The organism is Nostoc sp. JL34, from assembly GCF_017114945.1.
In the GTDB taxonomy this organism is placed as follows: domain Bacteria; phylum Cyanobacteriota; class Cyanobacteriia; order Cyanobacteriales; family Nostocaceae; genus Nostoc.
In genome coordinates this window covers 15,940-38,107 of record NZ_JABXKQ010000098.1, presented here as the reverse complement: position 1 = coordinate 38,107, position 22,168 = coordinate 15,940, and the positions used below count along the sequence as shown (strand labels likewise).

Below are 22,168 nucleotides of genomic sequence, written 5' to 3'. Positions count from 1 at the left end.
ATTGCTATATCAGGCAAGTCCTATTGTCAATAGGCTTTGAGACGCGCTAACCCTGAGATAAATGCTGCCAGGTGTAAAATTTTAGAGTCTTTTGCTAATGGGAACGACTAAATTCTTATTTATCCCGCTATTTCTAGTATAAAACCGTCTATTGTTCTAAACGAAATGTGCATCTTTAGGATTGAATGCTAGTTTAATTATCTCATGGGGATATACATTGCCGAATATATGATTCCGAGGCACTCTGGCAATTAAAGTCTGTCCTCCCACCTTAACCCAAATACTACAAATACCAATACCATTTAAAACCCGTTCTACTAGTCCTTCAATAATTACCGAACAAAGTTTGTGTCGCATTGAAGAACTTGCATCGTAAAGATTGAAAGTATCGCCAGATAAACAACATGTAGTAATTGGTTTTGTGATTTCCCCAGGATATAAAAACTCTATCCCGTTTGCAAGTTTGATAAAATTTCCACGGCTACTCCGTTCTACATGGCACGGAATAATATTATCTATCCCTACCAGTCTGGCAAGTTGCTCGTTAGCTGGTCGGCGGATGATAGTTTCCAAGTTATCATCCTGGACAATACAGCCGTCAAATAAAGCGATCGCGCGATCGGCAAAATGCAGTATATCTGTAAAATTATGACTGACTAATATGACTGCTGATCCCCTCGCTTGGGCCCATTGTCTAATTTTCTCAATCATCTGGGGACGTATTCCCACATCTAAAGAGGCAGAAGGCTCATCCAAAAGCAGCAATTCGGAATCAGCAACTAAACCGCAGGCAATACAAACTCGTTTCGCTTCACCACCAGACAGAGAACGAGCTGACTGATTTGCTAAGTGTTCACAGCCAAAAGTTGTCAGTGCAGTATGTACTCTTTGCTTAATCTTGTGTGTTGGTGTGCCGCGAAACTTTAATACCTTGGCAACATTATTAAAAACAGTGTCATCCAGTAGTAAGGTTTCCTGAAATACCAAAGCCGAACGACGACGCAACAATGTTTTATTGGTATTATGGACATCCTCTCCAAATAATTGCATCTCACCACGGTAAGGTTGCAAGAGATTGATTGTTCTTAACAAAGTGCTTTTACCAGCACCATTGGGGCCAATCACAGCAACCAGTTCCCCTGGACGGACTGTAAAATTGTTAATTGACAGGATATTCTTACGTGGTTTGCTAGCAACGCTCACCTGTCGCATATTCAGAACATATTCGTTAGTACTCATAGGATTTTCTTGTCATGCTGTAGGATAGTCAGCAACACGATTACGGTGTATGTGATGATCAGGAGGATATATGCGATCGCCATTGCCACATCGTAATTTCCTTTCCCTACCTCCGTAACGATCGCTGTAGTCAGGACTCTAGTCTGCCCCTTAATATTGCCGCCCACCATCATGGATGCACCAACTTCCGAGATGACGCGACCAAAACCAGCCATGATTGCAGCCATTAACCCTAACCGTGCTTCTTTGATTAGCAACCAGTTGGCTTGCCACTGTGTCGCCCCCATTGATAACAATCGCCAACGTAGCTTCGGATTAATACTGATAATTGCTGCAAAACTGAAGCCAGCAACAATTGGAAAAGCAATGATGGTTTGGGCGACGATCATAGCTATGGGTGTATAAATCAAATCAAGATTTCCCAATGGGCCAGATCGCCACAAAAACATACTGACGAATAAACCGACTACGACGGGTGGTAATCCCATACCGAAATTAATCAAACTAGTCAGAGTCTGCTTGCCGATGAAATCCACTAATGCTAGCCACAGTCCTAATGGTAGTCCCAGTAACACGCTAATGGCTGTAGCTGTTCCAGATACAAACAATGTCATCGTCATGACTTGGAAAACGTCACTATCGCCACTGGTTAATAGCTCAAAAGCTTTGAAAGCTCCTTCGATGATTGTATTCACAAATACAAATTTCTTAAAAAATAAAGTAAAAACAAATTCCAGATGTATGACGAATCACCAATTCTTGTAAACTAAGTATTATCATCTTGACCATCAATGCCATAAGCGAAAACCAAGCTAACAGGTATATGTTGCAAGAAAAAGATTTGGGTCTTGGGAACCAGGAGTCCTGCCCTTGGAGGGAATGTAAGACTTTCTAGTACTACGAAGTTCTGGAGGCTATTCCTGATGAATTGGGAAGCCCCGTCCGTCTTATGGCGGGGTAGTTCACAAGCCATAATCTTTCTCGGTTTTACCGGCATCAACATAAAATAGCGGTTGTTTAAACTCTTTTTTCCCGTGGGCTGCAATTATTGTCTGTCCTTCAGGAGATAAGACAAAATTAATAAACGCTTTAGCTCCTGCACTATTGACTCTGGGGTACTTCTTAGAATTTACCTCCATCACATGGTAAAGATTTAACAGTTTCTTATCTCCTTGCACCAGTACAGGCAAAGACAGATTTTTCTGCTGAAATATATACGTTGCCCGATCTGCTAAGGTATATCCCAGTTTTTGATTAGCAACTTGCAAAGTTTCCGCCATTCCTGAACCTGTTTGCTGATACCAAGTTCCAGATGGTGTGATGTTTGCCTGTTTCCATAAATCTTTTTCTAGTTTGTTAGTACCTGAGTCATCACCCCGCGATACAAACAATACTTGATTTTTGGCAATCAGACTGAATGCTTCCACAGCATTCTTTTTCCCTCTAATCTTTGCTTTGTCTGCATCTGGCCCGACAATCACAAAGTCATTGTGCATTACCAAGTGGCGATTAATCACCGCACCACCCTCCAAAACTTTGCGTTCGGCTTTCGGTGAATTGACGAATAGCGCGTCAACCTCACCTTTTTCAGCCAGAGCCAAAGCCTGTCCGGTGCCGACTGCAACCTTTTTTAGCCTATATCCTGTTTTCTTTTCAATCGCCGGAACTAAATCATCTAGCAGCCCACTATCCTCAATACTGGTTGTCATCGCCACAATGACATTTCTACTTCCTGAAGACTGTCCAAAAGTTGGCTCTTGGTTGAATATACTACCAAAGCCGATGCAAAGAATCGCCACGAGAATTACCAAATACCCATGACGCAAAGCCCGATGATTGATCATTGCACTCTCCTAGCAATCCGTACGCCAATATTTTTTACTATGGCAAGTAAAGCTTACATTGAGGAGTATAGGCAAGATTGATTAGGAAAGCAACTATATTTATGTTGTTTTCCAGACAATTTTGATGATGAGAAGAATTCCTGACAAGATGCTGACATCTTAGTTTTTACCCAGCATGGCATTTGTTTAGAAGAACTTGACAGAAGTCCTGGTATAGCTTTAGACCGCTTTGTTTCAGTCATTGTGACGTAGTTTAGAGATATTTGGTGGAATGCGATCGCAACGGGTTCGTGTGTCTACGATGGATTTAAGAATAGCAGCGATCGCCATATCTCGTAATTTAGTATTGTTGACCCGAAATGTTAGTGACTTCAACAAGGTTTCAGGTTTAGTGATGGAGGATTGGACGGTGTAAAACAGGTGAGCTAACAGGGAGCTACAATAGACGGTAAACCTTGAAGTTGCACAAAGCAAGCGATGAGTACTACGGATAATTCGCCGATCGAGGATAGGTCGTCAGCAGATTTAGTAGCTGTTACAGAGTTACAGTGCCAGCTTAATGACTTACTGAAGCAACTATCGCCAGAGCGATTACAGGTGCTTGCTGATTTTGCGGCTTATTTAGCAAATGCTGAAAGCGAAGCTGCAACCCAAGAACTTTTGGCAATTCCTGGATTGCAATCGCGCCCGTAAGCGGCGTCAAAATATTTAAAATCTTCTGGATTCTCATGGTCATTAATTATTAGTCAGTGGTCATTGGTCATTAGTCATTGGTCATTGGTCATTGATTACTAACTTTAAATAAATGACAAAGGACAATTGACTAATGACTCATTTAAGTGTTGTGTTGAGGTCTTGACCTAATCGCAGCAAATTATCTGCTGTATTGTGTACGCCAAATTCGGCGGCTAGTTGCGCTCCTAGTGTGCCGTGGATGTACATAATGAACATGATTGCTATGCCTGCGAACAAATAGATCCATTGCACTTCTCTATCTGTCTGTTTATATTCTTGTTTGTCCCAAACGAAGCGCTGCCATCCTCTCCAAATGGTCATATCAACAATCAATGCTAATAAAAAGACGCCACCTACACCATGCCAAATCATAGTTTGCATTGCCTGTAATCCCCAGGCACTCTTGATATCAGTAGGTGGTGCTGCTAAAAGCATTTCGTAAAAGCCTGCGCCCACAGTGAAAAAAGTGATAATACTGGAAGCGACCATGTTGTACCAGCCGACATCAAAGAAATTGACACGTTTGACAGTAATGGCAAAATATTTGAAAACCCATATTTCCAAGGGAAACAGCACACCAACGATATCGAAGGTCATCCCAATGATGAACAAACCGAGGGTGAGATGGACTAAGTTGGGATGGATAGGAATGCTATAAGGCAGTCCATTATTACCTAGTTGTGTACTTAATTGGTCAATTAGTTCCGAGTTCATGGCAAAGTAGCATTTTTTACTGCTTCAACAACTGGCACTGTGTGCAGTCCATATATCCAAACAAATTCATCTCTGAAATATACTTGCAAGCCAACTATTAGGGTTAAAAACAGCCCCACTAGCATGTAAGGAATCGGTAATTTGTCAGGGTTGCGTGTACGAATTACATATCGCCAAGCTGTAATCGCTGTGATGATTCCCGAAAGCGACCAACCAATCAACGTATGCAAATTCAGCACTGCCTTAACAGCATCGTAAGGTTTTGCCAGCCAGCTTCAAACTGACCAAAGATAACGGCCACAAAGATAGCGATCGCAGAGACAAACATATTCCACCAACTGACCTCAAAAAGACGAGCGTTACCAGTGAAATAACCAATTACATCGCAGGCAAAGGCAAACAACACCATCGCAATTACGAAGTGGACAACGATGGGATGAATTGTATCTGAATAGGGTAAATTGTGGTCGTTCAAAGATGTAAAGTAATCAAGCATAGCGTTCCAATCCATCTATTAGCTAGAAGTTAATATTTAGTAGCGAGGAACTAACTTCCAATCCTTAATGTTCACAATTTTTTTTATTTCTAGAACGACTCAGGTTAGACTTCAAACCTATTCAAATAATAGCAGGAGTTCTCGTCATGAGAATTTTTGATATAGGGTAGCCTAATTATTCTTTGAAGATTTTGTGCTTTTGATTTTCTATCTCCATATATAAAGAATATCATACATTTGTTAAAATTACTTGCGTTAAGCAACTAATTTTCAAACAGTATGTGTGGTTACAATTAATCAGTAGCTAGAGAGTTTTTAGCCAATACTTGTGCTTTTTCTGCTGTTTCTGGGTTAGCAATTTTGACCTGTTCAAGAAAACGAGATATCCAAGGTAAAGCCACCATAATTCCTGTTAAAACTACTAGAAACAAAGCTATTCCAAAAATTTGGTCACGGGGAATTTCGAGTACACCGCGTAAAATTACCTCTCTTAAAGCAGAAACAATAGTAATTTCTACTGCTGCGGTCACGGATGTCCTCTGTTGTTGTAGATGATCGATTAACAGACGAAACAACTCTACTAAAATCAAAATGAACAGGATATCAGATGTTACTTGCCGCAAATCCAATGGGCTTAAAAAGGAGAAGAACATATCTCCCAATCGGATGAGCATTACACAGAATAAACCAAGGCAGAGAGAAATGATAATAAAGTCTTGGAAAAATTCCAGATTACGTACAATTGTATTTCTTTGTAACCAGTTATTGAAATTTGAAGTTATCCCCTTTAGCATGGTATTTCCTAATAGACTAGATTCATTTATCTCCATAACTAAAATAGTGCTGAGTATCTAGCATCGATTACTCAGCACTTGGAACTGTATTCAATCCCCATTTAGCTATCTGACTTTTTACGGTATCTGGAAAACCTCACTTCTATTTCTCTCTCCTACAAGGAGAGAGACTTTGAATTTTCCTCCTTCTCATTTTGGGAAGAGGGCCAGGGGGTTAGGTCAATCGTTAGCTTTTCCAGATGATCTGAATTGTCAGATTTAGCTATGAGGTTCAACTCAGTCCTATTTTGAACCGTTGAGGTTGAGTTTATGGACGGTTTCGGCAGTTTTCATCTTTGATGCTGCGGTTGTTAAGTTATTCGCAGCTTTGACGATCTCTTCTAAGGTTTGGTTAACCAAACTTTCATCAAGGGAGGTTTCTGATAAGTAAGTTTCTATGAAAATCTCCACTCGACTAACAATTATTTTGCTTTGAGAGCGTAGTCTGTTGAGATCTTTGGTAGATAGATTATTCATTGTTTGAAATTCCTTTGGTTTCGCGGGTTAGTTCTGCATTTTTGATCAGCAATTCTCAGTCAAAGAGCGATTCTTACAGTTCAGCCCTTTTTTGAAAGATAAAATTTGCTGGAATACCAATTAAATTGTTCGCCTGTTGACTGCTTAAATGTCTTCAGATTCCCAAAATTCGTACAAAGGTTTCAAGCAGGAGATATTGCTATATCTGACAAGCGAACGAGTCTATTTTAGGACTTACGCACTGAAAATTAGTGGTCTGTCAAGCCAAATTTGAAGGGTAAAAGAACGAACGACAGATCAACCAGTGCGTTGCGCGGGTTAAGAACGTTGTAGCAACTGGCGTCAGAGAACACAGAGTCTGAGAATAAAAGAGATGTTTAAGAAGTTGCTCACCCAGTAAACTTGCCTTGGCAGAGTACTAGCAATACAGTTCGGTTAAGCCCAAAAAATAAAAATGTGTAGGTTGGGTTGAGGAACGAAACCCAACATATTGCAAGGTTTGTTGGGTTTCACTTCGTTCCACCCAACCTACAAATATTCTTAACCGAAACGTATTGAGACTATTAGGGTTTAAGATTGCTTCTGTTGGAGATGCTGCACTCGCAATGAGATAATTTTATCACGGTGCGTAAGTTCTTATCTATTGCTTAGACTTACGCACCGAAATCATCTGTTGAGTCTTTAAGCGTCAAAAGCTTTGGTGCAGACATCAGAAGCTCTCCTCTAGTTGCCTCTCTTGCTAGCTTACTTAAGACTAGAGGTACAGTGGATGCTTAGAGTTGTCTGTGTCTTCTGGCTGTTGACTCCTTTTATAACAACTTGAAGCCGAAGTTATTCAGAGTCTCACGCAAATCCTTACACCCTTTTAAATAGTCTAAAGTGGCTATTCGCTCAGCTGAATGTTGCGACCAATCACCAGCGACATTCATCTTTTGTTCAGTGTAGAACTCTTTCATGATATCATTATAGTGAGTGATCGCCTCATCTTGCTCTGCCAATTTATAGGTTTCCCGATGGAATACAGCTGGCTGGGGTAGACGTGGCTTAACAACAGGTTGTGCTTCAGGATTGGGATAACCTACACACAACCCAAATACAGGGAACACAAAAGGTGGCAAATTCAATAACGTGGCTACCTCTTGAGTGCTTTTGCGGATTGCGCCGATATATACCGTTCCTAAACCAACAGATTCAGCAGCGACGATCGCATTTTGCGCTGCGACTGAAGCATCGACTATTGCTTTAACCAACAGTTCTACGTAATCCAGAGCTACGGGAGTTAGTCCGCGACTTAGGGCAACATGAGCCAGACGACCTAAATCTGCTAACCAAACGAAGAATACAGGAGCTTGGTTAATCCATACTTGGTTATTAGCCAGCCTGCATAATTCTGCTTTGCGCTTTTGATCTTCAACTGCTACTACACTCCAGGTTTGCATATTAGCTGAACTAGGAGCAGATTGAGCAGCTGCAACTAGCCATTCTAGGGTTCCTGGTGGTAAAGGATCAGATAGATAAGACCGGACTGAACGGTGGGCTATTAGCGTTTCTAGAGAGGCGTTCCAGTCAATTTCGTAATTGAAGGGAACTTCACCGTAGCGCGATCGCAGTAGTTCTGTAGGATTGGTCATAGTCAGCTTTTGAATTTGAACACTTTTTTACGATTAAGGAAAACAAGGAAGAAGCAGAAAATCAGGAGGCTGATTAACTGACAAAAATAGAGAGAAAAGACTTGATTACTACGCAGCTAGCTGGGTTTCTCCGAAATCTGAAATTAGATCGTTCCGAAAAAAAGCAACTCGTAAAGCTAGCCGATACTCAGATGCAGGACAAGTAAGCGGAGTAACCGTATGCCAAGAATTGTCAGAACGTGCGATCGCAACTGAGGAATCACTAAGGGGTAGAATATCTTGGAAGGCAGATTCCGGCTGGGAGTCTTTGAGAATTCGCAAACAGCCTCCCCAGTCTACAGACCATTGTTGATTGAAAAATAGCAGATGAGTTAAAACTTTGTTCGGCTCGTCTGTATGAGGGTGATGTAACTGTCCTAATTGATATCGACGAAATCCAATATCCATTACACAGTCTTTTAGTTCCAACCCAGACATTTCATCTATTGCTTTGCGGTAAGAATCTGTCCACAGTTCTTCTATCAACTGTCGCCAGACTTTACTCAGGTGTCTCAAATCATAAGTAAGTCTGCCTTGTGCCATCCGCTCTCGCCAGCGATTATCGCTAGATTTGAGCATCAAGGAAATATCCTCGCTAGTTGCAAGCATCTTTCCCCAAGAGTATCCATATCCCTCTCCCTCCGACAGGCGAAACTCTTCGTGGGGAAAACTTGCAGTTAGTTCTAAGCTTGCTTCTGATGAAAGCAGGTTTTTGATCAAAGCCCAATTGTATGGGACTTTTTGCATTGCTGTGGTACGAATGGAATCAAAGTTAAGCATGGTAGAAAAAACGCTTTAGTAGAATTAACCAATCATGATTACCCTGGACATCAAGTGGTATTGAACTAGGGAATGGGGATTGGGGATTAGGGACTAGGGCGTGTTTTAAAACTGCTCGTTTAGCCTCTTAACTTTTTAGATCCCCCTAAATCCCCCTTAAAAAGGGGGACTTTAAGAGACTCTTTGCCCCCCTTTTTAAGGGGGGTTGGGGGGATCTAAGACTTTGAAAACACGCCCTAGTCACTAGGGAATGCAGACTAGGGAGTGGGGACTGGGAAGATTTAGATGGGAATTTAGATCCCAAGCAAATCTGATTCATATTTTCTTGCCCAGTACCCAGTCCCGGAGCGCCCCGATCGCAATAATTTTGTAGGATTTGTCATAGTCAACTTTTGAACTTGAACGCTTTTTTACGATTTCAGAAGGATTACCAACCCTATTCCCCTGTAATGTTTTGGTAGATGTGTGCATTCACCTTTGGGGAACAAAACTCAGGAGTTCTTCAACAGTGAGACTGCGCTTAACTTTTACTGACTCATGCTTTACAGCATCCAGCACTGATTGAATTTCTGGCTGACTGAGTATGATTCCATGTTCTTGCAGTACACTGATGATCAGATGCCGACCGGAATGTTTGCCTACAACAAGGCGGCGTTCCCAACCAACATCTTCCGGCGCAAAAGGTTCGTAAGTACCGGGATTTTGCAACACACCGTGAGCATGAATCCCTGACTCGTGTGCAAAAGTATTTTCACCCACGATCGCTTTCCAGGGAGGAACCGGCCAATTAGCAGCTTTAGCAACTAACCGTGACAGTTCCAGCAACCGTTTTGTATTAATACCCGTTGGGATGTTGTAAAGGTGTTTCAGTGCCATCACCATTTCTTCCAGCGCCGCATTACCTGCGCGTTCGCCAATCCCATTTACTGTAGTGTTAACGGATCGCGCTCCTGCTTCAATACCAGCTAGCGAGTTCGCCATTGCCAGTCCAAAATCATTATGCGTGTGCATTTCTATGGGAATGAATAGATGATGCACAAGGGAGCGAACTTTGCTGTAAGTGTTCAGAGGGTCGAGAATTCCTACAGTGTCACAAAAGCGAAACCGGAAAGCTCCCAACTCTTGAGCATAATACGCCACATCCAATAGAAAAGATGGATCGGCTCTGGAAGAATCTTCTCCGCCAACAGATACAGCTAAACCGCGATCGCAGGCAAAATTAATCGCATCTCGCAGAAGATCCAGCATAACCTGCTGCTTACCCCCAAACTTGGCGGCAATCTGAATTTCTGAGACGGGAACGGAAATATGCACCCGTTCCAAACCACAATCTATAGATGCCTGGATATCGGACAATTTAGCACGGTTCCAGCCAAGTAACTGGGCATTTAATCCCAGATTAGCGATCGCTCGGATAGATTCTGCTTCTTCTTGCCCCATTGCCGGAACGCCAATTTCTAGTTCTGGAACACCAATGGCATCAAGAAAAGTAGCGATCGCAATTTTTTCTTCAACATTAAAGGCTACACCTGCGGCTTGTTCGCCATCTCGCAAGGTTGTATCGTTAATCTGAACGGGATGTTTATTCATCGTGAAGTCATGATTCATGATCAGCTAACTTGTTGGGTGATTTTGATTTGCTTCAGTAATTCGCAATTGAAAGACAGAGCAGCTAACTTGAGTTGTGGAAAGTAAAAGACATATTTTTTAGCCGTGGGTTAATAATTACAAATTACGTTAGCGACGCGAAAAGCGAGTCTGCGTGCGTAATTACGAATTACGAATTACGAATTATTTAAATATTTGCTACAACTTCCCCAATCTTGCTAGTGTCATAGCCGCCGAGAATCTCTAATTGCGATCGCACTAGCTGATGTCCCAAGATACTGAGGAACTGTTTTACTGGTTCTTCTTCCAAGTATTCTTTAATAATCACCAAGTCATATCGCGCACTATGAAGGGGGATAAATCCCAACCCAAAAGCAGCAGCTATAGATGCCGTACTGATCCCTGCATCAGCAATTCCTGAGACTACAGATAAGGCAACATCTTGATGGCTGTGGACGATATGGGTAAATCCTTTCACAGTCTGGGATGGCACTCCTTCTTCTTGGAGTTTCCGTTCTAAAAGCATCTGACCGCCAGAACCCGCTTCATGGGTAACAATAGTTGCTCCAAATTCTACTAAGTCGGAAACTGTTTTAATTCCCCTTGGGTTTCCTGGTGGGACTAACAAACCTTCTTCCCAAACTCCAAGGGTAATCAAAACGGCACTCTTGCCTGTTAAGGCTTCCCGCACAAAGGGAATGTTATGTTCCCCAGTTTTGGGATCGTATAAGTGCATTCCTGCAATATGAACTTCACCTTTGCACAGACTACGTAATGCAGCCTTGCTGTGGGCGAAACGATAATGAATTCGCAGTTGCGGATGCCAACGTTCAGTTGCTCTTGCCAAGAGAGAAAGCACAGGTGTACAACCAGCAATCACAACTGTATTGTGTAGTTTGTCTATATCATCCAGAATCCGAACCAGGACTTTATTTGTAACGTTTTGGTTTTGTGCTTCACCCTCCGATTGACGCTCATTACTAGCTACTTCTGACGCTAATGGCAATTTGCTGATGCTGGGTAACTCTTCCACCCTTACGGGTTCCTTAGCATCAGGGTAGATCGCTGCAAGCGTCTCACCATCAGCTGGAATCATTTCGATCCGAAAAGCATCATTCCCAACAAGGGGATAAGCTATCCATTGATCCCCAACCCGCGCTAGACTAACTCGCGATCGCTGTTGCTTAGGGACTGATCCCGCAAGAATTGCCTCAACTTCTGGTAAATCTTCCTCAAACCAGAATAAGTCCTCGACTTGGCAGCCAAGAGCTTTGGCTAAACGCAGTGACATAGCAACAGAAGGAGCATATTGCCCTAGTTCCACACCACCAATACTCTGACGAGTGACGCCAGCTATATTAGCTAATTCTTGCTGACTCATACCCAAGCGAGTTCTAATTGACTTCAGGTTATTGCAAAGATTCACATCCAGTTTCATGAGGCTGTATATCTCCGTTAGAAAAAGCCACAACAGACAAACTTAAATCTGTTGGGTCAATCGCAAGGTTTTCTCGTATTTGCCGTTTTTGTTGTCAGACATATTGATGTTTTGACAATTTTGCTTATTTTCTGCAAGCATAGCATACATATCGCTAAAATACTTGCATTTTTGGATACTATTTTAGTGATTTAGCGTAGCTTGCTGCCGTAGGCATCGCCAACGGTAGCAAGCTACGTCACCAAAAAAAAACTTAGTCCGAGTGCGGTAAATCCTGATCTAGATGCCAATTGCCCCAATTGCCTTTTTTAGTTGGTACTGCCACCCACTGGAGTTCCAACCATAAGATCGGGTTCTTTTCCTTCAACCTTGAGGCGGGATCGCGAATAATGCGTGTGGCATTTATGCAAACAGCCTGACATATCCCCAAATCTTGAGCAACGCCTCTGAAAACATCTTTGTTGTCATTAATTGAGGCAAACAGCATATTAGGATAATAAACAACAAAATGTTGTATAAGTTTTGGAGGGCAGCCCCAGTAAGAGTTTACGAGTTCGACGTGGCAGTACTGGAGCAACTCACCTACTTTGGCACAGCGTTCCTTGACTACGGTAATAAATTTTTGGACTAAAACCTCTTCGGTCAACATAATGAGTTCTCCTCCTTCAATGAGGTAGACGAATTTTGGCGTGGTTCAGAACGCCGATTTCTCAAATGGTGGTAAGAAGTTTACGCAGTTTTTCTGCTTTTTCGAGTCAGAGATCGCCAATTGCTCCAGACACTTTGTATGAGGGATAACCCCTACTGCATCGTCCTATTCAAGAGGTATCTCCGAAAATGAATCTGCAACCTTTGTAGAGTTTGGGCTAATACCTAATGTCTGGAGGTGTCTAAACAACCCAAACTGTACCAGCAGTTCCTCTAGCTGATCGTTAGACATAGATTTCGGAGTCACAAAATCTGTATTCTGGTCAATTGCCATTGCTAGGTTGCGATAGTGTTGCGCCTGTTCAGACTCAGGAGCATACTCAATCACCGTCTTGCGGTGGAACTCTGCTTGCTGCACCATATTGTCTCTGGGTATGGAGTAGATCATTTGAGTCCCCAGTTTCTCTGCCAGAGCTTTGATCAAATCATCTTCCTCATCGACTTTGCGAGAGTTGCAAATCAATCCTCCCAGACGTATACCGCCTATGGGTGCATACTTTTGAATACTTCGGCAGATGTTGTTGACGGTATACATTGCCATAATTTCCCCAGAAGTGATAATGTAAACTTCTTGAGCTTTGCGTTCACGAATGGGCATGACAAATCCACCGCATACCACGTCACCCAGACCGTCATAAAATGTATAATCAAGTCTAACTGCATCATCATAAGCACCAAGTTGTTCCAGCAACCCAATTGATGTCAGAATGCCTCTACCTGCACATCCTACACCAGGTTCCGGCCCACCCGATTCCACACACAGCGTCTTCCCCCATCCCACCTGGCGGAAGTCTTCTAGATTCAAATCATCATCTTCTTCTTTACGCAACGTGTCGAGTACAATCTTCTGGTGGAATCCCCCCAAGAGGAGCCGGGTGGAGTCTGCTTTTGAGTCACACCCTACAACCATCACCTTACGATCCAGATCAGTGAGTCCAGCCACTACATTTTGAGTTGTTGTGGACTTGCCAACTCCCCCTCTTCCATAAATAGCGATTTTCCGCATAAAAACCTCAATAATGGCGCAGACTTATTAATTCGGCTCCCAGATTATGGTGTAATCAAGCAGAGTATTGAATCAAATTGGAGTTGTAAATCTTGAAAGTATTTACTACCCAGTTTGTGACTGAATTGATGCTGTTAGATAGTGGACATCAACCGTCTATCCAGCACTATAAATATTGCAGTTATTTGCTAGAAGTTAAACAGCTTCTTACAGATATGGCAGTAAATATTAGCGGGATGCGAGATACAACAAGGATGCTAAAAATTAGTGACAATTCTGTCACCAAAAATCCAAAAAACTTCCACAGATACGGCAGGTGAATGAAAAATTTCTGTTTACTCACAGCAAGACAAGTATTATTTTCGCTGCAAAGAAGATACATAAAAAAAATCAGTCCAGCCTACGCTATGGCAACAGCTTCGCCAAACGAAAAACCGATTTTTAGGCGGTTTTGCTCCACTTCGATTAACGTTATGCCATCACCAATAACTGATGAGGCTGGTCTGATACTCACTTCAAAGGAATCTAAGGAGTTTTTATTCTGGTTTTAGATTCCCTATAAATAAAGAATATCATACATCTGTCCAATTTACTTGCGCTGATCAATTAATTTACAAACAGTATTCGTGGTTACAATTAGTCATCATATCGAGAGCCTCAAAGCCGATAATTGCGTTATTTTGTTGTTGAAAGTTGAGAAAATATCGTCGATTTATCTTTGGTGAGATATCTATATTGAGGACAGAAATTAAATCATTTATCTCTTCACTTCCAGTTAGAATAGTCTGTCTACTCTCTTGACTAAAAGTATTTTATATAGAATGATTTGGTTTACTTTAAATCTATACCGAACTGTCTATTATAAACGCAATTAATCACTATTTTGCAATATTAATTTGCGTTATTGTTATCAGCTTTACTATTATTAATTAGAAAGATTGATAGGATTTTGAAATCAAGGAACTCCAACAAGTTTCTGAAAAAAATTACATATTAGAAGAGTCTGTCTTCTGATCAATTGCAACTGGAGCAATCAGCCATGCCAATGAAGTTGTTTAAGTGCGACGAAACTATCCCCGAACGGGAGAAGCACATATATATTAAAGAGAAAGGAGAAGATACAACCCAGTTTCTCCCTAGCGCCCATGTCGAAACCATTCCCGGCTCATTATCTGAACGCGGATGCAGCTATTGTGGTGCAAAATTAGTAATTGGTGGTGTTCTCAAAGATACTATCCAGTTGATACATGGGCCTGTGGGCTGTGCCTATGATACATGGCACACCAAACGCTATCCCAGCGACAATGGCAACTTCCAACTCAAATATGTCTGGTCATCAGACATGAAGGAACAGCACGTTGTCTTCGGTGGTGAAAAGCTGCTGAAAAAAGCGATGCTGGAAGCCTTTGCCGAATTTCCTGACATCAAGCGGATGATGGTGTACACCACCTGCTCTACTGCTTTGATTGGCGATGATATTAAGCCTGTAGTCAAAGAAGTAGAAAAAGAACTTGGTGATGTCGATATCTTCACCGTTGAGTGTCCCGGTTTTGCTGGTGTAAGTCAATCCAAAGGACACCACGTATTCAATATGGGGTGGATGACTGACAAAGTAGGAACTTTTGAGCCGGAAATTACCAGCCCATACACGATTAATGTGATTGGTGACTACAACATCCAAGGGGATACCTTTGTGATGGAAAAGTACATGGAAAAAATGGGCATCCAAATTATTGCCCATTTTACCGGCAATGGTACTTATGACTCCTTACGCGGGATGCACAGAGCGCAGTTGAATGTGACTAACTGTGCCCGTTCTGCGGGATATATTGCCAATGAGTTAAAGAAAAAATACGGCATTCCCCGGATTGATGTGGATACTTGGGGCTTTGACTATGCTAAGGAAGGGTTACGCAAAATCGGTGCTTTCTTTGGGATTGAAGATAGAGCCGAAGCGGTGATTGCTGAAGAGGTGGCTAAATATGAATCGAAGCTTGAGTGGTATAAAGAGCGCTTGACTGGTAAAAAAGTCTGTATTTGGACAGGAGGCCCACGTTTGTGGCACTGGACGAAGGCTCTGGAAGACGATTTAGGAATGCACGTCGTGGCGATGTCGTCGAAGTTTGGACACCAAGAGGATTTTGAAAAGGTAATTGCCAGAGGTGAAGAAGGGACTATCTATATTGATGATGGTAATGAACTCGAATTTTTCGAGGTGCTGGAAATGGTCAAGCCGGATTTGGTTTTGACTGGCCCGAGGGTGGGTGCATTGGTGAAGAAGTTGCATTTGCCTTATGTGAATGGTCATGGCTACCACAATGGCCCTTATATGGGTTTTGAAGGTGCGGTGAATATGGCGCGTGATATGTACAATGCCATCTACTCCCCTCTGATGAAGTTGGCTAAAGATGATATCCGTGGTGAGCAAAATCTGTCAAGTACCAATGGTAATGGCAACGGTAAAGCAACCAAAGAGCTATCTGAGCAAGTCGTTTCTTTAGTTCAACAGCAAGTTAAGGAAGCCACTTCACAGGTTCAAAAGCCAGCTAAGGAAGCTGCACCACAGGTTAAACAGCCAGCTAAGGAAGTTGCGCCACAGGTTCAACCCCAAGCTAAGGAAGTTGCACCACAGGTTCAACCCCAAGCTAAGGAAGTTGCGCCACAGGTTCAAGTGCAAGCTAAGGAAATCGCGTCATACATTCAAGAGCGAGCTGCGGAAGTCACAAAATTAATTCAAGAACGGTGTTTGTGGCAGTTTCACTCTCGTGCATGGGATCGGGAAGAAAACATCAATGGTGTTCTCAATATGGCCGCCCAAATCTTGACTGGAGAAAAGGTGGTTCTGGAAACCTTGATCGAGAGAGGTTTTTATGCAGATGCAAAGATCCTTTCGGCTGACCTAGAAATTAGGTTTGCATGGTTAAATAGCATGGAGAACTCGCAAAAGAAAGCAGTACTGGAAGCTGTTAAGGGAATGCTGATCGATATTGTAATAACCAAGTCGAAGAATGGTGAGTTGCATTATTCGCTTTATTAAAGCAATTAGATCGGTAATTCAACCAAACTAGGACTTATGCAAAGGTAACGCAAAACGTAGACGCGGAGCGGCTTGCCGCAGGCTACCACAGAGGACGCAGGGGCCACGGGGGAATGAGAGTTTGAGAGGGTTTTTGCGTAAGTCCTATAAACAAACGGTGTTGTTGAATTAGAGTATGAATTAGAGTCTTGTCATCCTGTTAGTGTTTGTGCAGAAATTTTCTTACAGAGTAGAGACTTACAGAGTAGAGAGCGATCGCTGCGACGGGCTATACCAAGAGCATTCTTAAGAAGCTTGGTATCTGACTACAGAAGCATCTCATCTAGCTTTCAAGATTTTCACGAAATTCAATTCTACTTTTGTTCTGTAATCGATGCTATGAGTAGCTTGCTTCTTGGTTAGATGCAGCGTTGGCTTGCCACAGACATCGCTCCACTTTCTTAAGCTCGAAAAGACACTTCATATCTTCGTTCAGCAACGCCAAACACGCATCACGCAATTTTTACCACATAGGAGTCAAGAGAATGTCTTTAGTCGTAAAACAGAAAGAACGCAAGGGAATCATCAATCCTATATTTACCTGTCAGCCTGCTGGGGCTGAATACGCTTCCATTGGAATCAAAGATTGTATTCCGCTGGTGCATGGAGGACAGGGATGTAGTATGTTCGTTCGTCTCCTGTTTGCCCAGCATTTGAAGGAAAATTTCGACATTGCTTCTTCTTCACTCCATGAAAATAGTGCTGTTCTTGGAGGACAGCCACGCATTGAGGAAGGCGTAAAAACCTTAGTAGCACGATATCCCGATTTACGGATTATCCCAATTATTACGACTTGTTCAACTGAGACAATTGGGGACGATATCGAAGGAACCATTAACAAGCTCAACGCCCAGTTAAAGAAAGACTATCCCGATCGCAAGGTTATCCTTGTTCCTGTACATACTCCCAGTTACAAAGGCTCTCAAGTCACTGGCTATAATGTCGGCGTACATGCAATCATTTCTTCCCTAGCAAAAAAAGGCGAACCAACTGGCAAGTTGAACATCATCACCGGGTGGCTTAACCCTGGAGATGTCACTGAAGTTAAACGTATCTTAAAAGAGATGGACGTTCCAGGAAACATTTTACTGGATACAGAAACCTTTGATGCGCCCACGATGCCCGATAAGACAAGTTTTGCCTTTGGCAATACAACTATCGAAGACATCGCTGATTCTGCCAATGCGTTGGGAACTATTGCCTTATGTAAATATGAAGGCGGTAGTGCAGCCGAATTCTTACAAGAGAAGTTCAAAGTTCCCGCAATTCTTGGCCCAACACCAATTGGGATCAAAAATACCGACATCTGGCTGCAAAACATCCAAAAACTAACTGGGAAAGCAATACCAGAATCTTTAGTGAGAGAACGTGGTAAAGCTATTGATGCGATCGCAGACCTCGCACACATGTTCTTCGCCAACAAGAAGGTTGCTATTTACGGAGATCCCGATCTAGTAATTGGTCTAGCAGAGTTCTGCTTAGAAGTTGAGTTAGAGCCAGTGCTGATGTTGTTGGGAGACGACAACAAAGCCTGCACCAAAGACCCAAGAATTGCCGAGTTGGAGAAGCAAGCAGCCTGTGATATTGAAGTGATCTGGAATGCAGACCTCTGGGAATTGGAGCGCCGCATTACAGATAAATCCCTCGAAATTGACTTGATTCTCGGTCATTCCAAGGGTCGGTATATTTCTATCGACAACAAAATTCCGATGGTTCGGGTAGGATTTCCTAGCTTTGACCGCGCAGGTTTGTGGAAATATCCTGTAATTGGCTACAAAGGAGCAGAATGGCTAGCAGATAACATTGCCAACGCCATGTTTGCAGATATGGAGAACAAGCACGATCGCGAGTGGATCTTAAACGTCTGGTAGATTGAATTTTCAACGCAGAGGAACGCAGAGTAAAACGCAGAGGAGCGCAGAGTTTGAGTGCTGGAACCTCTATTCAAAACTTTGCGTTCCTTTGCGCCAACCTCAGCGACCCTCTGGTTTAAAAAAGATGAAATATTTGGAGAACTATGATGATAGATCAGAATGTCGTATTTTACGGAAACTTGAGCGAACTTTATCGCTTGGCAAAAGAAGGTAAGATTAAGACTACTTTACAAGGTAGTCATACCCGCCCTTGTAAATTTTGGACTGCAACGAAGATTTTAAGTGGGATTAAAAATGCGATCGTTATTTCTCACGGGCCGAGTGGCTGTGCTTATGGTGTCAAGCGGGCATACAAGCTGACTAATAGCCGCAATAGTGGTTCCCCTTATGAACCCGTGGTGACTACAAACATGAGTGAGAAAGCGGTAATTTTTGGAGGCGAAAAAGAATTAAAGGGCGCGATTCTAGAAGTAGATGAAAAATACCATCCCGATGCGATCGTTGTTGCCACTAGTTGTGCGTCTGGTATTATTGGCGACTGTGTTGATGACGTAGTGAATAAAGCCCGCAGCGAAATCGATGCTGAGATCATGACGATACATTGTGAAGGATTCGCCGGGGAGTATCGCAGTGGATTTGATATCGTATTTCGGCAAATCGTAGACTTTATGGAGCCGCCAACTCCAGAGCGGAAAGCACAACTAGCCGATGCTGTCAATATTGTGGGCGCAAAGATGGGCCCTGAAAGGACAGAAGTCGAAACTGATGTCAAAGAACTGGTGCGATTGATAGAAGCAATGGGGGCAAGAGTTCACAGCGTCATCGCAGGTGATTGTACATTAGAAGAACTCAAGCAAGCACCGAGTGCAGCAGTCAACTGTACTTTATGTTTGGATCTTGGCTATACCATTGGCAAAGCCATGTCAGACAAGTTTGGTACGCCGTTAAATTCTACTATCCTCCCCTATGGAATCACCGCTACAGAAAAATGGCTCGAAGGGGCTGCAAAATATTTAGGGATGGAAGAACAGGCGGCTGCTTTGATGGAAAGGGAATATGCCGCAATCAAGACTGAATTTGAAGCAGCTAAGGGTTATATAGAAGGGAAGTTAGCGATTATAGAAGGACATGATGCTATCAAGTGCTTATCCCTTGCTCACATGTTGGAGCGTGATTTTGGGATGCGCGTAGTAATCTATAACTTCCATCCCTGGAGTACAGAAGCACGAGAAACCAGTGTAGATTATTTGTTGGAAACAGGGTTAGACCCAGAAATCCTAATTACGAAAGGGACGCTGGCTTTTGGCAAGTACGAGTCTATGAAACAAACGGAAGATGAATTACTAGATTTTATTGGTGGTCTTGATGCAGACTCAGTAGTGTATTTTGGTTCTTCCTTGAGTTTTCCTCATATTCCCGTAGTCGATTTAAATGCCATCTTAAATCGTCCTAGATTCGGCTATCGCGGAGCCTTAAAGGTCGCAAAGTGTATTAAAACAGCACTCCAATATGGTTTTAGACCTCGCAGTTCTTTAACTAAGCAAATGGTGTTCCCTAAAAATTCCGGGTTAGCATCTGCTCAATCATTGACCGGAAAATTAGCGCAAGACCTGCCTGATTGTACTGTATATGCAGAGAAAAGACGGGGAAAATGTTTGAACGAGTAACGAATGAAATTTTGTCTAATAAAGAAAATTGTAAGTTGGGTGGAACGAAGTGAAACCCAACAAACTCTCGGAAATGTTGGGTTAAGAAACAAAACCCAACTACACTCTGATTCGGTGGCGTCTGATACGGGCAAGGCTTAAGCCAAAAATGTCAAAGCGGAAGCCGTTACAAGCTGCGTGAAACACAGAAACGTCGAGGCAGAAGTCGCTACTAGGCTACGTGAAACGCGTTGACCATATTCAAACCTTAGAAAAACAGGAGGGAAAAATGTCTGCTGGACTAACTTTTGATAATTGTAACCATAGTAAAGACCCAATCGTAGGCTGTGCGCTTGAAGGTATTGCAACTACGGTTGCTGGGATTAAAGATGTCAGTATTGTAATTCAGTCTCCACAGGGTTGCGCGTCTACTGTCGCAGCTGGGTATGATGCTCATGAGGTTGATTTCACCAAGCGGAAAGTAGGTTGTACCCGCCTTTTTGAGTCAGACATTGTGATGGGAGCGTCTGAGAAACTCAAGGGGATGATTAAAGAGGCGGATCAATCTTTTGATTCTAAGGTCATGTTTGTCGTTGGGACTTGCGCAGCAGACATCATTGGTGAAGATATTGCGGGATTGTGCAATCAACTTCAGCCAGATATCAAAGCCAAACTCGTTCCTTTACTTGCTGGTGGGTTTCGAGGTAATGCTTATGATGGCTTGGAGATGGGTTTGGAGGCTTTACTTCCTTTTATCAAAAAAAGGCAAACTAAGAGAAGGGGTAGAAAGCCGAGGATTGTAAATATCATTGCGCCACAGGCAAATCTTAATCCTACTTGGTGGGCTGATTTGCAATGGGTAACGCACACTTTAAAATCTTTAAGGATTAGGGTACAGACTATCCTCTCTCATAATACCTCCTTTGAAGAACTAGAGCAAGCTGGTGAGGCAACGGCCAATATTGTTCTTAGTCATGATGTTGGGTATAAGTTTGCTCGGAAAATGCAAGAAACCCACAATATCCCCCTCATCCTTGATGATATACCTTTACCAATAGGTGTAAATAACACAACTCGATGGCTGAAGGCATTAGCGGCACATTTCAAGATCGAAGAAAAAGTCGAACCGCTAATTAAACAAGGCGAAGAAATGGTCGTAGATACACTTCGCAAACGAGCATTGATGATTATTCCCCGATATCGTAACTGTAGAATTGCTGTATCTGCGGATGGGACGCTTGGTATTGGACTGGTCAGAATGCTCTTTGAAGAATTGGAGATGATTCCTGAAGTCTTATTATTTCGCTCGGCGATGCCTGATTCTCGTGCAATTCTGGAGCGAGAATTAGATAGTCTTGGTCTTGCTCCCCGTGTAGCATTTTCGGCAGATGGATATCAGATTAAACAGACTTTAGAAGAGTTGGATGTTGATGCTGTGATTGGCTCGGCATGGGAAAAATACATGGCAGAGGAATTGGGAATCAAAATTGCTTTTGATGTATTTAGCCCCACTAACAGAGAAACTTATGTTGACAAGCCATATTTTGGCTATGAAGGCATGATCAATATGATGGAGGTGATTGCTAACGATTGGGATAGAGCTTTTCGTTCCAAAGAGATTCATTGGACATAGAAAAGTATTGTGTCAAGAAAGATGTCCTTCAGTTAGTACCTCGAACTACAGTCTTAGGCATCATGTAAAAATAAGTTGTACAAATTTAATTTGGAATAAGCTGTCAGCCTTACTTTCCAATTAAAAGTGTTCAAGTTATTTTTGCGTGACTCCTTAGCCTCAAAAGTCGCGCTCCAATTTCTGGAAGGGTTCGTATGCGATCGCTCTTTTAAGCGGATTGTGAAAACTGGCGATCGCATAGATATTGGCAAGGCACACAAAATTGAATTTGTGAGTGTGCCTAACTTACACTGGCTTGATACAATTTTCAGATGCGATCGCAATTCTTAGAAAAATGGCGCTGTACAACTAATCTCTTTTCTCCTTGTTTTTCTTGAGTTCTTCAGCAAAA

The 22,168-nt window shown here is 42.5% G+C and carries 19 protein-coding genes and 2 pseudogenes; 7 read left to right on the top strand and 14 right to left on the bottom strand.

Annotation, left to right across the window (positions count from 1 at the left end; genetic code table 11):
* Positions 1 to 156: 156 nt before the first annotated feature.
* From HWQ44_RS18135 to HWQ44_RS18120, 4 genes are all read right to left on the bottom strand, one after another.
* Positions 157 to 1,239: an energy-coupling factor ABC transporter ATP-binding protein gene (locus HWQ44_RS18135; RefSeq protein WP_292721196.1), complete on the bottom strand. Its 1,083-nt coding sequence runs from the start codon at positions 1,237 to 1,239 to the stop codon at positions 157 to 159.
* A complete protein-coding gene (locus HWQ44_RS18130) occupies positions 1,236 to 1,934 on the bottom strand; it encodes an ABC transporter permease (protein ID WP_292721194.1) in 699 nt (232 codons plus the stop codon). The genes HWQ44_RS18135 and HWQ44_RS18130 overlap by 4 nt, the downstream gene beginning before the upstream one ends.
* A 267-nt stretch (positions 1,935 to 2,201) precedes the next feature.
* Positions 2,202 to 3,083 carry a substrate-binding domain-containing protein gene (locus HWQ44_RS18125; protein ID WP_292721190.1) on the bottom strand — a complete coding sequence of 294 codons (882 nt, stop codon included), beginning with the start codon at positions 3,081 to 3,083 and terminating at the stop codon, positions 2,202 to 2,204.
* 234 nt (positions 3,084 to 3,317) lie between these two features.
* Positions 3,318 to 3,461 carry a hypothetical protein gene (locus tag HWQ44_RS18120; protein ID WP_292721187.1) on the bottom strand — a complete coding sequence of 48 codons (144 nt, stop codon included), beginning with the start codon at positions 3,459 to 3,461 and terminating at the stop codon, positions 3,318 to 3,320.
* A 99-nt stretch (positions 3,462 to 3,560) separates the two neighbouring features.
* Between HWQ44_RS18120 and HWQ44_RS18115 the strand changes: the two genes are divergently transcribed.
* On the top strand, positions 3,561 to 3,776 hold the full coding sequence (locus HWQ44_RS18115) for a hypothetical protein (protein ID WP_292721185.1): 216 nt from the start codon (positions 3,561 to 3,563) through the stop codon (positions 3,774 to 3,776).
* 138 nt (positions 3,777 to 3,914) lie between these two features.
* Here the strand turns inward: HWQ44_RS18115 and HWQ44_RS18110 are convergent, their stop codons facing one another.
* The 10 genes and pseudogenes from HWQ44_RS18110 to nifH form a co-directional block, all read right to left on the bottom strand.
* Positions 3,915 to 4,532, bottom strand: coding sequence for a DUF2231 domain-containing protein (locus HWQ44_RS18110; RefSeq protein WP_292721164.1), 618 nt, complete (start codon positions 4,530 to 4,532; stop codon positions 3,915 to 3,917).
* A pseudogene (locus HWQ44_RS18105) lies at positions 4,529 to 5,028 on the bottom strand (DUF2231 domain-containing protein). Before HWQ44_RS18105 ends, HWQ44_RS18110 begins: the two are co-directional and overlap by 4 nt.
* 293 nt (positions 5,029 to 5,321) lie before the next feature.
* Positions 5,322 to 5,822 carry a phosphate-starvation-inducible PsiE family protein gene (locus HWQ44_RS18100; protein WP_292721201.1) on the bottom strand — a complete coding sequence of 167 codons (501 nt, stop codon included), beginning with the start codon at positions 5,820 to 5,822 and terminating at the stop codon, positions 5,322 to 5,324.
* Positions 5,823 to 6,104: 282 nt separating this feature from the next.
* Complete coding sequence (locus HWQ44_RS18095; protein ID WP_292721161.1) at positions 6,105 to 6,338, bottom strand: hypothetical protein; 234 nt, start codon at positions 6,336 to 6,338, stop codon at positions 6,105 to 6,107.
* 809 nt (positions 6,339 to 7,147) lie between these two features.
* Positions 7,148 to 7,969, bottom strand: coding sequence for an NADPH-dependent oxidoreductase (locus HWQ44_RS18090; RefSeq protein WP_292721158.1), 822 nt, complete (start codon positions 7,967 to 7,969; stop codon positions 7,148 to 7,150).
* A 108-nt stretch (positions 7,970 to 8,077) separates the two neighbouring features.
* On the bottom strand, positions 8,078 to 8,788 hold the full coding sequence (locus HWQ44_RS18085; RefSeq protein WP_292721156.1) for a 2OG-Fe(II) oxygenase: 711 nt from the start codon (positions 8,786 to 8,788) through the stop codon (positions 8,078 to 8,080).
* 471 nt (positions 8,789 to 9,259) lie between these two features.
* Positions 9,260 to 10,378 (bottom strand): homocitrate synthase, encoded by a 1,119-nt coding sequence (gene nifV / locus HWQ44_RS18080; RefSeq protein WP_179076556.1) that lies wholly within the window; start codon positions 10,376 to 10,378, stop codon positions 9,260 to 9,262.
* A gap of 205 nt (positions 10,379 to 10,583) precedes the next feature.
* Complete coding sequence (locus HWQ44_RS18075) at positions 10,584 to 11,834, bottom strand: substrate-binding domain-containing protein (RefSeq protein ID WP_292721154.1); 1,251 nt, start codon at positions 11,832 to 11,834, stop codon at positions 10,584 to 10,586.
* Between the two features lie 253 nt (positions 11,835 to 12,087).
* Entirely contained in the window at positions 12,088 to 12,483 is a 396-nt protein-coding gene (locus HWQ44_RS18070; protein WP_292721153.1) for a hypothetical protein, read from the bottom strand.
* Positions 12,484 to 12,648: 165 nt separating this feature from the next.
* A complete protein-coding gene (nifH, locus tag HWQ44_RS18065) occupies positions 12,649 to 13,548 on the bottom strand; it encodes a nitrogenase iron protein (protein WP_366931392.1) in 900 nt (299 codons plus the stop codon).
* 92 nt (positions 13,549 to 13,640) lie between these two features.
* Between nifH and HWQ44_RS18060 the strand changes: the two genes are divergently transcribed.
* The 6 genes and pseudogenes from HWQ44_RS18060 to HWQ44_RS18035 all read left to right on the top strand — a co-directional run.
* Complete coding sequence (locus HWQ44_RS18060; protein ID WP_292721151.1) at positions 13,641 to 13,868, top strand: IS1-like element transposase; 228 nt, start codon at positions 13,641 to 13,643, stop codon at positions 13,866 to 13,868.
* 719 nt (positions 13,869 to 14,587) lie between these two features.
* Positions 14,588 to 16,585 (top strand): nitrogenase vanadium-iron protein, alpha chain, encoded by a 1,998-nt coding sequence (vnfD, locus tag HWQ44_RS18055; RefSeq protein WP_292721148.1) that lies wholly within the window; start codon positions 14,588 to 14,590, stop codon positions 16,583 to 16,585.
* Positions 16,586 to 17,109: 524 nt separating this feature from the next.
* The gene (gene vnfK, locus HWQ44_RS18050) at positions 17,110 to 18,495 is read left to right on the top strand and encodes a V-containing nitrogenase subunit beta (RefSeq protein ID WP_292721145.1); all 1,386 of its coding nucleotides are present in this window, start codon (positions 17,110 to 17,112) and stop codon (positions 18,493 to 18,495) included.
* 146 nt (positions 18,496 to 18,641) lie between these two features.
* Complete coding sequence (locus HWQ44_RS18045) at positions 18,642 to 20,165, top strand: nitrogenase component 1 (RefSeq protein WP_292721143.1); 1,524 nt, start codon at positions 18,642 to 18,644, stop codon at positions 20,163 to 20,165.
* A 268-nt stretch (positions 20,166 to 20,433) separates the two neighbouring features.
* Positions 20,434 to 21,777: a nitrogenase component 1 gene (locus HWQ44_RS18040; protein WP_292721140.1), complete on the top strand. Its 1,344-nt coding sequence runs from the start codon at positions 20,434 to 20,436 to the stop codon at positions 21,775 to 21,777.
* A 153-nt stretch (positions 21,778 to 21,930) separates the two neighbouring features.
* A pseudogene (locus tag HWQ44_RS18035) lies at positions 21,931 to 22,104 on the top strand (diflavin flavoprotein A); the annotation flags it as partial.
* Between the last annotated feature and the right edge of the window lie 64 nt (positions 22,105 to 22,168).